This window comes from Pseudomonas nitroreducens (assembly GCF_010994165.1).
GTDB classification, from domain to species: domain Bacteria; phylum Pseudomonadota; class Gammaproteobacteria; order Pseudomonadales; family Pseudomonadaceae; genus Pseudomonas; species Pseudomonas nitroreducens.
On sequence record NZ_WMBX01000003.1, the window covers coordinates 463,229 to 474,722 of the forward strand.

Sequence of the window (11,494 nt, forward strand, 5' to 3'; positions counted from 1 at the left end):
GGTTGTCCGCCCTACGCAGGGCTCCTCAAATGGCGCAAACAAAAAGGCCCCCGCGAATGCGGAGGCCTTTTTTGATAGCGGAGCGCTTAAATCCAGTCGCTCAGATCCACAGGAACAGCGCCAGTACCGCCGCGAAGAAGCCCCACTTCTGCAGGTAGTACAGCTTGCGGTTGCGCTTCTTCAGGGCCTTGCCCTGCAGGCGGATCTTGTACAGCGAGGCGAACGCGCGGTTGATGCCGCCGGTCTTGTCGCCCGCATCGTTGGGCGAGGCTGCCGCGGCCATCACGTTGCGGCTGAACCAGCGGTTGAAGGCCGTTACCCAGCCGTACTTCAGCGGTCGCTCGATGTCGCAGAAGAGGATCACCCGGTCATGTTCCGTGGTGTTCTCGGCGTAGTGGATGTAGGTCTCGTCGAACACCACCGCCTCGCCGTCGCGCCAGTGGTAGCGCTCGCCGTCCACCTCGATGAAGCAGCCCGGGTCGTTCGGCGTCAGCAGGCCCAGGTGGTAGCGCAGCGAGCCGGCGTACGGGTCGCGGTGGCGCACCAGGCGCGAGCCCGGCGGCAGCTCGGCGAACATCGCGGCCTTCACCGACGGAATCTGCCGCAGCAGTTCGGTGGTCTTCGGGCACAGCGCATCGGCCGACGGATGGCTGTCGTCGTACCATTTCAGGTAGAAGCGCTTCCAGCCGGTCTTGAAGAAGGAATTGAAGCCGACGTCGTTGAGCTGGTCGGAGCGCTTGATGCTGCCGGCATCGCGCAGGTGCAGCGCTTCGCTGCGGATGGCTTCCCAGTTCTCGGTCAGCAGGCGCATTTCCGGGAACTGCTCGGTCGCCAGGTATGGGCGGCTGGGTACCTTGGAGAACAGGTACATCAGGCAGTTGATCGGCGCCAGGAAGCTGGAGTGGTCGCTCAGCTGGCGCGTGAACTTGTGGCGCACCCGTCCACGCAGGTGGACATAAACGATGCTCAGGCCGAAGGCGGCCAGGATGGCGGCTTTGATCATTCGGGGAGGTATCCGCTACTACAGACCCGGGATAGTACTCCTCCTGAACGTGACTGAGTATTCTCCGAAGGCCAAAGGCCATTGTCTGCTTTACCCTGTAGGAAACTTGGAAGGATGGCGACACCAATGACCGAGAGCACGACGCGAATCCTGCTCAACTGCGACATGGGCGAAAGCTTCGGCGCCTGGCGCATGGGCGACGACACCCACGCCATGCCGCTGATCGACCAGGCCAACCTCGCTTGTGGCTACCACGCGGGCGACCCACTGACCATGCAGCACACCGTGCGCCTGGCGGTGGAGCAGGGCGTCTGCATCGGTGCCCACCCGGCCTACCCGGACCTCGCCGGCTTCGGTCGCCGGCACATGAACTGCTCGCCCGAGGAAGTCCACGCCCTGGTGCTCTACCAGATCGGCGCGCTGGATGCCTTCTGCCGCGCCGCCGGCACCCAGGTGGCCTACGTGAAGCCCCACGGTGCGCTGTACAACGACCTGGTGCGCGACGACGCGCTGCTCTGCGCCGTGCTCGACGCCTGTGCCGCCTATCGCAAGCGCCTGCCGCTGATGGTGCTGGCCCTGGCCGACAACAGTCGCGAGCTGCAACTGGCCGACGTGGCAGATGTGCCGCTGATGTTCGAAGCCTTCGCCGACCGCGCCTACCTGCCCGACGGCCAGCTGGCGCCGCGGCGCCTGGCCAATGCCGTGCATCACGAGCCGCAACGCATTCTCGATCAGGCCCTGGCCATCGCCCGCGGCGAACCTTTCCCGGATATCGACGGCAACCCGCTGCGGCTGCGCGCCGACAGCCTCTGCGTGCACGGTGACAACCCCGAATCCCTGGCGGTGCTGCGGCGCCTGCGTGGCCTGCTGGACCAGGCATGATCCGTCTCGAGCCCTTCGGCGCCACGGCGCTGCTGATCACCCTGGCCAAACAGCCCGACGACACCTTGCCGCTGCGCATCGCTCGGCTGTCCGAACGCCTGCGCACCGAACTCGGCCCGGCGCTGACCGATTGCGTGGCGGGCTGGACGACCCTGCTCCTTCACTACGACCTGCTGCGCGTCGACTTGCCGCAGTTGCAGCGTCAGGTGCAGGCCGCGCTGGCGCAGTGGCCAGGCGAGGCCGCGACCGGTGAAGTGGAGCGGCTGCATGAAATTGCCGTGTGGTACGCCGGTGAAGACCTCGCCGAGGTTGCCCTTCACTGCGGGCTCACGCCGACCCAGGTGATCGACCTGCACGCTGGTCGCGACTACCGCGTCGGCGCCATCGGCTTTGCCCCCGGCTTCGCCTACCTGGGCGAGTTGGACGAACGTCTCGTCCTGCCGCGCCGGGCCACGCCGCGCACACGGGTTCCCGCCGGCAGCCTCGCCATTGCCGAGCGCCAGACAGCGGTTTATCCACAGGCCTCGCCCGGCGGCTGGCACCTGCTGGGACGCACCGCGCAGCGCCTGTTCGATCCCTGCGCGACGCCTCCCTGCCCGCTGGCCGTGGGCGATCGGGTGCGCTTCGTACCCATCGAAGAAGCTGCTTTTCGCGCTGCGGGCGGTGACGCATGAGCCTCACGGTCATCGCCTGCGGCCCGCTGTGCCTGCTGCAGGATGGTGGTCGCCAGGGCTGGCAGCAGCTCGGCATCTCTCCCGGCGGCCCTGTGGATAAACACGCCGCGGCCTGGGCCAATCACCTGCTCGGCAACCCCTACGGCACGGCATTGTTGGAGATCGCGCTGGGCGGCGTGGAGCTGGAGGCGCAGGACGATACCTGGCTGGCGCTGACCGGCGCCGAGCTGCCTGCCCGGCTCGATGGCGAACCGCTTCCCGCTTGGTCGCGTTTTCATGTTCGGGCCGGGCAGCGCCTCAAGCTCGGTTTCGCCCGTGCCGGACAGCGCGCCTATCTCTCTGCTGCCGGTGGTTTCCGTGCGGCACCGGTACTGGGTAGCGTTTCGACCCAGACGCGGGAAAAGCTCGGAGGTCTTGCCGGCAATGGCGAGACCCTGGCCGTGGGGGATGTGCTGGAATGCACCGCTGCGGGCGAGCATTTCTCCCGTGGCGCCGACGTGCCCTGGCCCTATCGGCCGGACTACCGCGAATGCCCGGTCCTGCGCGTTTTGCCTGGCCCGGATGCCTTCACCACCGAACAGCGCCGGGCTTTCTTCACTCAGCCCTGGCAGATCAGCCCGCAATCCGACCGCATGGGCGTGCGCCTGCGCGGCGAAGCCCTGGGCGCGCCCCGCCGGCAGTGGTCGTTGGGAATAGTGGAGGGCGCCATCCAGGTGCCGCCGGACGGCCAGCCGATCATCCTGCTGGCCGACCGGCAGACCATGGGTGGCTACCCGCTGCTGGGCGTGCTGCACCCGCTGGACATCGGCCGCCTGGCGCAATGCCCGGCGCACAGCGAGGTGCGCTTTGTCGAGGCGAGCGTGGAACAGGCGCAGGCGGACCTGCGCGCGTTCCTGAGGTTTTTCGCTACTTAGGCAAGTGCCGTAACGGCAGGGGCGCCGACTCTTTCACCGTCTGGATGGCGAAGTTGCTGCGGATGTCGCTGACGCCCGGCAGCTTGAGCAGGGTGCCGGTGAGGAATTGCTCGTAGGCGCGCAGGTCCGGCAGCACCACCTGCAGGAGGAAGTCCGACTCGCCGCTGACCAGATGCACCGAGATGACCTCCGGCAAGTCGATCACCGCCTGGCGAAAGGCGGCAGCGCTGGTATCGCTGTGGCGCTCGACCTTCACGCCGACAAACACCGTCAAGCCCAGGCCGACTTCGTCGCGGCCCAGTTCGGCGTGGTAACCGCGGATCATCCCGGCCTCTTCGAGGATGCGCACGCGCCTCAGGCAGGGCGAAGGGGAGAGCCCGATTTCCTCGGCAAGCTGCACGTTGGTCAGGCGGCCGTCGCGCTGCAGGGCGGCGAGGATGCGGTGGTCGTAGGCGTCCAGTTTTGGGCTTGGCATGATTGGCTGATCAAGTGGCTTCAGAGTGGCAGAGTATGCCAATTGGCAGCTTTGTGCTGGTGGAATACGCAAGCACCTGCTCCAAGCTTCAGGCATAGAATCCTTATCCACAATGTCTTCTTCGGAGTGGCTCCTGTGGATATCGGCGTCTTCCTGCTGGCCCTGGCGATGGTCTACCTGCTGCCCGGGCCGGACATGATTCTCCTGCTGCACACCGGTGCCCGCGAGGGCTGCCGCGCGGCATTGGCGACCGCGCTCGGCCTGGGCCTGGCGCGTGCCTGCCATGTGGCGCTGGCGGCGACCGGGCTGGCACTGCTGTTCCGTTCGGCGCCGTGGACGTTCGATGTGGTGCGCATCGGCGGTGGCCTTTATCTGGCGTGGATTGGCTTGCAGTTGCTCCGAGCGCCGGTTGGCGTGCCGCTGGCGGAGGGGAGCGCCGGGTTATCCACAGTGAGCTACCGGCGGGCGTTTCGGCGTGGCCTGCTGACCAATCTGCTCAACCCCAAGGCGCTGTTGTTCTGTTCGGTGCTGTTGCCGCAGTTCATTCATCCGCAGAACGGGCCGCTGGCACTGCAATTCGCGCTGCTGGGCGGTGTGCTGGTGGTGGTCGGGCTGGGCTTTGACAGCTTCTACGCCGTCAGCGGCGAGCGCATGGGCCGTTGGCTGGCGCGGCACAGGGCGATGCAGCGGGTGCAACAGTGGGGCTTCGGCGGCATTCTGCTGGGCTTCGGCGTGCGCCTGGCGCTGATCCGTGATCTGTAGGGACAGTTTCGGTGCGGTGGTGAGCAAGTTGCAGAACAGCGCAAACGGCTCTTCGTGGGAGCGGGCGTGCTCGCGAACTGACTCCGCCGCTCGGCCTGTTCGCGAGCAAGCTCGCTCCTACAGGTCTTCTGGGAGGATTTTCCACAGCCGTGCCACGGACGGCTTCTGCGGATTGCGCGCGACCACCAGCAGGCCGAGTTCCTTGCCGCGCAACTCGTGCAGCAGCTGCGCGCCCTTGCGCTGTTGCAGGCTCTCGGCGAGATGCCCGAGGGCGATCGCCGCCGCGGCCGGGTGCGTGGCGACCGGCACGTAGCTGCCGCCGTCCATGTCCAGCACCACATGCCTCTCGCCGGGTTCCGGAGTGGGGATATGCAGGCTGGCCTTGAGCAGTTGTGCCATGGCTTCGTCGCGTTGGGCAGCCGTCAGCTGTCCCGGTGGCAGTGCCCGTTCCAGGGGAAAGAACTCGTCCCGGGGCTCGACTGTCGGTTTGACCTCGGCAGACGGCTGGGCAGGAGCCGTGGCACGAACCGACGCGGGCGGCGGCTTTGGCGCTGGCGAGGGCGGTGCGCTGAAGTCCAGTTCATCCTGGTCGAGCCCACTCCAGTCGATCTCGTCGAGATCGACGTCCCCCGGCGCCTTTTTCTTCGTCGTCGACGATTTCTTCCGTGATTTCACTGCCGCGCGCACGTCCATCCGCTGTTGCCGCTTCCACTTGTGCAACTGCACATTGGCGACGATGGCGGTGACGAGGATCAGCAGGAGGAAGAACAGCAGCATGTGGAGTGTGGCCCTGTGGATTACGGCCACTGCGGTGCGGGACAGTGGCGGGACGCCACCCTAGCGGGACGTTCTGGATCAGGCCGTAGGCCTGTTCCCGCTGCGCTGTAGGACGCAGCTGTATCCGAAAGAGGGCCGGCCTATGACCGGCCCGTTTCGCATCAGTTCAGGAACTGCTCGGCGTGATGACAGGCGACTTGTCGCTCATCCAGCAGCCGCAGCTCCGGTACCTCGGTCCTGCAGCGCTCGGTCGCGTAGGGGCAGCGCTTGTGGAAGGCGCAGCCGCTGGGTGGGTTGAGAGGGTTGGGGAGCTCGCCCTGGATCTTGATCTTCGGCTTGCTCGGGTCAGGGTGGATCGCCGGGGTGGCCGAGAGCAGCGCCTGGGTGTAGGGATGCAGCGGGCGCTCGTAGAGCTTGTCCGCCGGGCCCATTTCCGCCGGGCGGCCGAGGTACATCACCAGCACATCGTCAGCGACGTGGCGGACCACGGCGAGGTTGTGGGAGATGAACACGTAGGCGGTGCCGAACTCCTGCTGCAGGTCCATGAACAGGTTGAGCACCTGGGCCTGGATCGACACATCCAGCGCGGAGGTCGGTTCGTCCGCCACCAGCACCTTGGGCCGCAGCATCATCGCGCGGGCCAGGGCGATGCGCTGGCGCTGGCCGCCGGAGAACATGTGCGGGTAGCGCTGGTAGTGCTCGGGGCGCAGGCCGACCTGCTTCATCATCGCCTGCACGCGCTCGCGGCGCTCGGCGCGCGACAGATTGGTGTTGATCACCAGCGGCTCGGCCAACTGGTCACCGATCTTCTGTCGTGGGTTGAGCGAGGCGTAGGGGTTCTGGAAGACCATCTGTACGTCGCGGCGCAACTGTTTGCGCTGCTCGTGGTTGGCGCCTTTCACTTCCTGGCCGGCGATCTGCAGCGAGCCGGAGGTGGGTTCTTCGATCAGGGTCAGCGCGCGGGCGAGCGTGGACTTGCCGCAGCCGGATTCGCCGACCACGGCCAGGGTCTTGCCGGCCAGCAGGTCGAAGGACACGCCGTTGAGCGCGCGGACCAGGGCGTGGGGCTTGAACAGGCCCTGGGAGATTTCGTAGTGACGGGTCAGGTCGCGGGCGGTCAGAACGGCGTTCATCGGGCCACCTCGGTGTTCAGGTTGAGCGGGTAGAAGCAGCGCACGGCGCCGCGCTCATGGGCTTCCAGCGCCGGGCGTACGCTGCGGCAGTTGTCCTGCACGTAGGGACAGCGTGGCGACAGCAGGCAGCCCTGAGGGCGATCGTATTTGCCGGGAACGATGCCGGGCAGGGTAGCCAGGCGCTCTTCACCGGCACTGTGTTCCGGGATCGCCTTGAGCAGCGCTTCGGTATAGGGATGGGTCGGCAGGTCGAACAATGCCGGCACCTGGCCGATCTCCACCGCCTGGCCCGCGTACATCACGCAGACGCGCTGGGCGGTCTCGGCGACCACGGCGAGGTCGTGGGTGATCAGGATCAGCGCCATGCCCTGGTCGCGCTGCAGGTTCAGCAGCAGCTCCATGATCTGCGCCTGGATGGTCACGTCCAGCGCGGTGGTCGGCTCGTCGGCGATCAGCAGCTTGGGCTCGCCGGCAATCGCCATGGCGATCGCGACGCGCTGGCTCATGCCGCCGGACAACTGGTGCGGGTAGGCGTCCAGGCGTTGGGCGGCGCCGGGGATTTCCACCCGTTCGAGCAGCTCCAGGGCGCGCTGGCGAAGGGCCTTGCCGCGCAGGCCGAGGTGCAGTTTGAGCACTTCCTCGATCTGGTAGCCGACGGTGAAGCTGGGGTTGAGGGCTGTCATCGGGTCCTGGAAGACCATGGCGATGTCCTTGCCGACGATGCGCCGACGCTCGCGGCCTTTCAGACGCAGCATGTCGATGCCGTCGAACTGCATGGTGTCGGCGGTGATGATGCCGGGGGCGTCGATCAGGTCCATCAGGGCCATCATGGTCACCGACTTGCCGGAGCCGGATTCGCCGACGATGGCCAGGACTTCACCCTTGTCCACCGAGAGGTCGAGGCCATCCACTACCGGGATGGCATTGCGGTCGCCGAAGCGCACCGAAAGATTGCGCAGGTCGAGGAGGCTCATACGGCGGTCTCCGTCAGGCTTTTGTTCTTCTTGTGGGAACGAGAGGGACGCTTCAGTCCTACGAAGAGCACGGGGGTATCCATCTGCATGCTCCTCACGCCGCATTCTTCAGCTTCGGGTCCAGCGCATCGCGCAGGCCGTCGCCCATCAGGTTGATCGCCAGCACGCTGAGCAGGATGGTCAGGCCGGGCAGCGAGACGACCCACCAGGCGCGCTCGATATAGTCGCGCGCGGAGGCCAGCATGGTGCCCCACTCGGGCGTCGGCGGTTGCACGCCCAGGCCGAGGAAGCCCAATGCGGCGGCGTCGAGGATCGCCGAGGAGAAGCTCAGGGTGGCCTGCACGATCAGCGGCGCCATGCAGTTGGGCAGCACGGTGACGAACATCAGGCGCAGGGTGCCGGCACCCGCCAGGCGCGAGGCGGTGACGTAGTCGCGGTTCAGTTCGCCCATGACCGCGGCGCGGGTCAGGCGCACGTAGGCCGGCAGCGAGACGATGGCGATGGCGATCACGGTGTTGATCAGGCCCGGGCCGAGGATGGCGACGATAGCTACCGCCAGCAGCAGCGAGGGCAGCGCCAGCATGATGTCCATCAGGCGCATGATCACCGGGCCAAGGCGGGTCGGCGAGAAGCCGGCGAGCAGGCCGAGGAAGATGCCGGGGATCATCGAGATCAACACCGAAGTCAGGCCGATCATCAGCGACAGCCGCGCGCCGTGCATCAGGCGCGAGAGCAGGTCGCGGCCCAGCTCGTCGGTGCCCAGCAGGAACTGCGCGTTGCCACCTTCGAGCCAGAGCGGCGGGGTGAGCAGGAAGTCGCGGAACTGCTCGCTCGGATCATGGGGCGCGACCCAGGGCGCGAACAGCGCGCAGAACACGATGACCAGCATGAACAGCAGGCCGCCGACCGCGCCCTTGTTGCGCGAAAAGGCGTGCCAGAATTCTTTCAGCGGGGAGGGGTAGACCAGGCTCGGGTCGCTGGCGGGAGTAAGAGAATCTGTATTCATTGCAAGCTCCGTAGAAGCTGCTCAGGGCCTCGCGAGCTAGAGCAAGACGAGGAAGAGTCCGCCGAGAAAGCGCAGTTTGCATGAAGCAAATGAGCATTTATCGGTGGAGTCTGACGCTGTATCGCCGACGCGCAGCAGGCCATGGGCAGTTTCTCAGCGTTGGTGGCGGATGCGTGGGTTGGCGAGGCCGTAGAGGATGTCCACGATGAAGTTCACCAGGATCACCAGGGTCGCCACCAGCAGGATGCCGTTCTGCACTACCGGGTAGTCGCGGCGGCCGATGGCGTCGATCAGCCATTTGCCGATGCCGGGCCAGGAGAAGATGGTTTCGGTCAGGACCGCGCCGGCCAGCAGCGTGCCGACCTGCAGGCCGAACACGGTGAGCACCGGGATCATGGCGTTGCGCAGGGCGTGCACGAATACCACGCGAGCGGGCGACAGGCCCTTGGCGCGGGCGGTGCGCACGTAGTCCTCGCGCAGCACTTCGAGCATCGAGGAGCGGGTCATCCGCGCGATCACCGCCAGCGGGATGGTGCCCAGCACGATGGCCGGCAGGATCAGGTGGCGCACGGCATCGATAAAGGCGCCGTCTTCATCCGAGAGCAGGGTGTCGATGAGCATGAAGCCGGTTTTCGGCTCGATGTCGTAGAGCAGGTCGAGGCGCCCGGACACCGGCGTCCAGCCCAGGCTGACGGAGAACAGCATGATGAGGATCAGGCCCCACCAGAAGATCGGCATCGAGTAGCCGGCCAGGGAGATGGTCATCACCCCGTGGTCGAACAGCGAGCCGCGTTTGAGCGCCGCGATCACCCCGGCGAGCAGGCCGAAGACGCCGGCGAACAGCAGGGCCGCCAGCGACAGTTCGAGGGTGGCGGGGAACAGGGTGAGGAATTCGTGCCAGACGCTGTCGCGGGTGGTCAGCGATTCGCCGAGGTTGCCCTGGGCGAGGTTCCCGATGTAGTCGAGGTACTGCTGGTAAAGCGGCTTGTCGAGGCCCAGGCGGTGCATGGCCTCGGCGTGCATCTGCGGGTCGACGCGGCGTTCACCCATCATCACTTCCACGGGGTCGCCCGGAATCAGGCGGATCAGCGCAAAGGTGAGCAGGGTGACGCCGAAGAAGGTCGGTATCAGTAGCCCGAAGCGCCGGGCAATGAAGGACAGCATTGTGGGGAGTTCTCCACATGGGATGGTCACGGTTGGGCCGCGTCATGGGCGGTCCGTTCTTGTCGACATCGACCCTTTTGAGGTCTGGTCCTTGTCGTTATGGTCCCGGCGAGCCCTGTAGCTGCACACGGGAAAAATTGTTCGAACCCAGCGGGCTCAGGGTAAAGCCTGTTACGCCAGGCCGCACCACGGCGAACTGCTTCGGGTAGGCCAGGGCGATCCACGGCGCCTCGCGCTGGTAGACCGCCAGCGCCTGGCGGTAGAGGTCCGCGCGGGTTTCCTGGTCGGTAATGGCGCGGGCCTTGCGCAGCAGTTCGTCGAACTCCGCGTTGCACCAGCCGGCCTGGTTCTCGCCGCTTTTCGCCGCCGCACAGGACAGGTTCGGCGTGAGGAAGTTGTCCGGGTCGCCATTGTCGCCGGCCCAGCCCATGAAGATCAGGTCGTGCTCGCCCTGCTTGGCGCGCTTGATCAGCTCGCCCCATTCGAAGACGCGGATGTCCGCCTGGATGCCGATCCTGCCCAGGTCGTCCTGCAGCATCTGCGCGCCGATGCCGGGGTTGGGGTTGGTCGGGCCGCCGCCGGGGCGGGTCCAGATCGACAGTTTCAGGCCGGGCTTGATGCCGGCTTCTTCCAGTAGTTGCCTGGCGCGCGCCGGGTCGTGGGGCCAGACCTTGAGCTGCGGATCGGAACCCCACAGTGTCGGCGGATAGGGCGCCACAGCCAGCGTTGCGGCGCCTTCGCCGAACTGTGCGCGCAGGTAGGCATCGCGGTCGAAGGCGAGATTGATCGCCTGGCGCACGCGCACATCGTCCAGCGGCTTGTGCCGGGTATTGATGCCGACGTAGGCGACCAGCAGGGAGTCCAGTTCCTCGACCTTGAGTTTCGGGTCCTGGCGCAGCGCGGGCACGTCGGTGGGCTTGGGGTAGACGGCTATCTGGCAGTCGCCGGCCTTGACCTTCTGGATGCGTACGTTCGGGTCGGGAGTGATCGCCAGCAGCAGGCGGTCGATCTTCGGCTTGCCGCCCCAGTAATCAGGGTTGGCGGTGAAGCGCACCTGAGCGTCCTTCTGGTAGCGCTGGAAGATGAAGGGGCCGGTGCCGATGGGCAGGTTGTTCAACTGGTCGGCCTTCTCGGCAGCCAGCAGCAGGTCACCGTACTCGGCGGAATAAATGGAGGCGAAACCCATCGCGAGGTCGGCGAGGAAGGGCGCCTCGGGATGCCTGAGGGTAAAGCGCACGTGGTAGTCGTCGAGCTTTTCCACCGCGCCGATCAGGCCGGGCAGGCCCATTGCCTCGGCATAGGGAAAGCCGCGCGGGGCCAGCCTGTTCCATGGGTGCTTCGGGTCGAGCTGGCGCTGGAAGCTCCAGAGCACATCGTCGGCGTTGAACCCGCGAGTCGGCGTGAAGTAGTCGGTGCTGTGGAATTTCACGCCCTGGCGCAGGGCGAAGGTGTACTGCAGTCCGTCGTCGCTTATCTCCCAGCTCTCTGCCAACGCAGGTACCACGCGGGTACTGCCGGGGGCGAACTGCACCAGGCGCTCGAAGACCGTCTCGGCGGAAGCATCGGCGGTGGTCGCGGCGGTGTACTGGGTGATGTCGAAGCCCTCGGGACTGGCCTCGGTGCAGACCACCAGGGGCTGGGCGAATGCCGAGGTGCAGCCGAGCAGGCTCGCCAGGATCATCCCGGAGAGCCGTTTGCGGAAATGGCTGGGCATGGGGCTGGCGGTCGGG

12 protein-coding genes are annotated in these 11,494 nt (G+C 66.4%); 4 read left to right on the top strand and 8 right to left on the bottom strand.

Going from position 1 to position 11,494, the window contains the following annotated elements; all coding sequences use genetic code 11:
- Positions 1 to 100 precede the first annotated feature (100 nt).
- Positions 101 to 1,000, bottom strand: a complete 900-nt coding sequence (gene lpxO, locus GJV37_RS15460) for a lipid A hydroxylase LpxO (protein WP_089285829.1) — start codon at positions 998 to 1,000, stop codon at positions 101 to 103.
- Positions 1,001 to 1,129: 129 nt separating this feature from the next.
- On the opposite strand from lpxO, the gene GJV37_RS15465 reads away from it, so the two are divergent.
- From GJV37_RS15465 to GJV37_RS15475, 3 genes are read left to right on the top strand one after another with little or no spacing between them, the layout of a single operon-like run.
- Positions 1,130 to 1,885: a 5-oxoprolinase subunit PxpA gene (locus tag GJV37_RS15465; RefSeq protein ID WP_084358246.1), complete on the top strand. Its 756-nt coding sequence runs from the start codon at positions 1,130 to 1,132 to the stop codon at positions 1,883 to 1,885.
- Entirely contained in the window at positions 1,882 to 2,559 is a 678-nt protein-coding gene (gene pxpB / locus GJV37_RS15470) for a 5-oxoprolinase subunit PxpB (RefSeq protein ID WP_193452711.1), read from the top strand. Before GJV37_RS15465 ends, pxpB begins: the two co-directional genes overlap by 4 nt.
- Entirely contained in the window at positions 2,556 to 3,473 is a 918-nt protein-coding gene (locus GJV37_RS15475; protein ID WP_193452712.1) for a 5-oxoprolinase subunit C family protein, read from the top strand. The genes pxpB and GJV37_RS15475 overlap by 4 nt, the downstream gene beginning before the upstream one ends.
- Here GJV37_RS15475 and GJV37_RS15480 read toward each other — a convergent pair.
- Positions 3,466 to 3,948, bottom strand: a complete 483-nt coding sequence (locus GJV37_RS15480) for an Lrp/AsnC family transcriptional regulator (RefSeq protein ID WP_017517556.1) — start codon at positions 3,946 to 3,948, stop codon at positions 3,466 to 3,468. The two genes, GJV37_RS15475 and GJV37_RS15480, sit on opposite strands and share 8 nt — an antisense overlap.
- A 135-nt stretch (positions 3,949 to 4,083) precedes the next feature.
- Here GJV37_RS15480 and GJV37_RS15485 point away from each other — a divergent pair, with 135 nt between their 5' ends.
- Positions 4,084 to 4,710, top strand: a complete 627-nt coding sequence (locus tag GJV37_RS15485; RefSeq protein WP_024765906.1) for a LysE family translocator — start codon at positions 4,084 to 4,086, stop codon at positions 4,708 to 4,710.
- 117 nt (positions 4,711 to 4,827) lie between these two features.
- Here GJV37_RS15485 and GJV37_RS15490 read toward each other — a convergent pair whose 3' ends face one another.
- The 6 genes from GJV37_RS15490 to GJV37_RS15515 all read right to left on the bottom strand — a co-directional run bounded on the left by GJV37_RS15490 (position 4,828) and on the right by GJV37_RS15515 (position 11,478).
- Positions 4,828 to 5,487, bottom strand: coding sequence for a hypothetical protein (locus GJV37_RS15490; RefSeq protein WP_193452713.1), 660 nt, complete (start codon positions 5,485 to 5,487; stop codon positions 4,828 to 4,830).
- Positions 5,488 to 5,648: 161 nt separating this feature from the next.
- Positions 5,649 to 6,620, bottom strand: coding sequence for a peptide ABC transporter ATP-binding protein (locus tag GJV37_RS15495; protein ID WP_065083936.1), 972 nt, complete (start codon positions 6,618 to 6,620; stop codon positions 5,649 to 5,651).
- The gene (locus tag GJV37_RS15500; protein WP_193452714.1) at positions 6,617 to 7,594 is read right to left on the bottom strand and encodes an ABC transporter ATP-binding protein; all 978 of its coding nucleotides are present in this window, start codon (positions 7,592 to 7,594) and stop codon (positions 6,617 to 6,619) included. Before GJV37_RS15500 ends, GJV37_RS15495 begins: the two co-directional genes overlap by 4 nt.
- 94 nt (positions 7,595 to 7,688) lie before the next feature.
- Positions 7,689 to 8,600 carry an ABC transporter permease subunit gene (locus GJV37_RS15505; RefSeq protein WP_054906647.1) on the bottom strand — a complete coding sequence of 304 codons (912 nt, stop codon included), beginning with the start codon at positions 8,598 to 8,600 and terminating at the stop codon, positions 7,689 to 7,691.
- Between the two features lie 153 nt (positions 8,601 to 8,753).
- Positions 8,754 to 9,764: an ABC transporter permease subunit gene (locus tag GJV37_RS15510; RefSeq protein WP_065083933.1), complete on the bottom strand. Its 1,011-nt coding sequence runs from the start codon at positions 9,762 to 9,764 to the stop codon at positions 8,754 to 8,756.
- 97 nt (positions 9,765 to 9,861) lie between these two features.
- Positions 9,862 to 11,478 (bottom strand): ABC transporter substrate-binding protein, encoded by a 1,617-nt coding sequence (locus tag GJV37_RS15515; protein WP_024765912.1) that lies wholly within the window; start codon positions 11,476 to 11,478, stop codon positions 9,862 to 9,864.
- Positions 11,479 to 11,494 lie beyond the last annotated feature (16 nt).

Coding starts and splice junctions, on each gene's coding strand:
- GJV37_RS15490 (WP_193452713.1), bottom strand. CDS start 5,487: ATGCTGCTGTTCTTCCTCCTGCTGATCCTCGTCACCGCCATCGTCGCC.
- GJV37_RS15495 (WP_065083936.1), bottom strand. CDS start 6,620: ATGAACGCCGTTCTGACCGCCCGCGACCTGACCCGTCACTACGAAATC.
- GJV37_RS15475 (WP_193452712.1), top strand. CDS start 2,556: ATGAGCCTCACGGTCATCGCCTGCGGCCCGCTGTGCCTGCTGCAGGAT.
- pxpB (WP_193452711.1), top strand. CDS start 1,882: ATGATCCGTCTCGAGCCCTTCGGCGCCACGGCGCTGCTGATCACCCTG.
- GJV37_RS15480 (WP_017517556.1), bottom strand. CDS start 3,948: ATGCCAAGCCCAAAACTGGACGCCTACGACCACCGCATCCTCGCCGCC.
- GJV37_RS15510 (WP_065083933.1), bottom strand. CDS start 9,764: ATGCTGTCCTTCATTGCCCGGCGCTTCGGGCTACTGATACCGACCTTC.
- GJV37_RS15515 (WP_024765912.1), bottom strand. CDS start 11,478: ATGCCCAGCCATTTCCGCAAACGGCTCTCCGGGATGATCCTGGCGAGC.
- GJV37_RS15500 (WP_193452714.1), bottom strand. CDS start 7,594: ATGAGCCTCCTCGACCTGCGCAATCTTTCGGTGCGCTTCGGCGACCGC.
- GJV37_RS15505 (WP_054906647.1), bottom strand. CDS start 8,600: ATGAATACAGATTCTCTTACTCCCGCCAGCGACCCGAGCCTGGTCTAC.
- GJV37_RS15465 (WP_084358246.1), top strand. CDS start 1,130: ATGACCGAGAGCACGACGCGAATCCTGCTCAACTGCGACATGGGCGAA.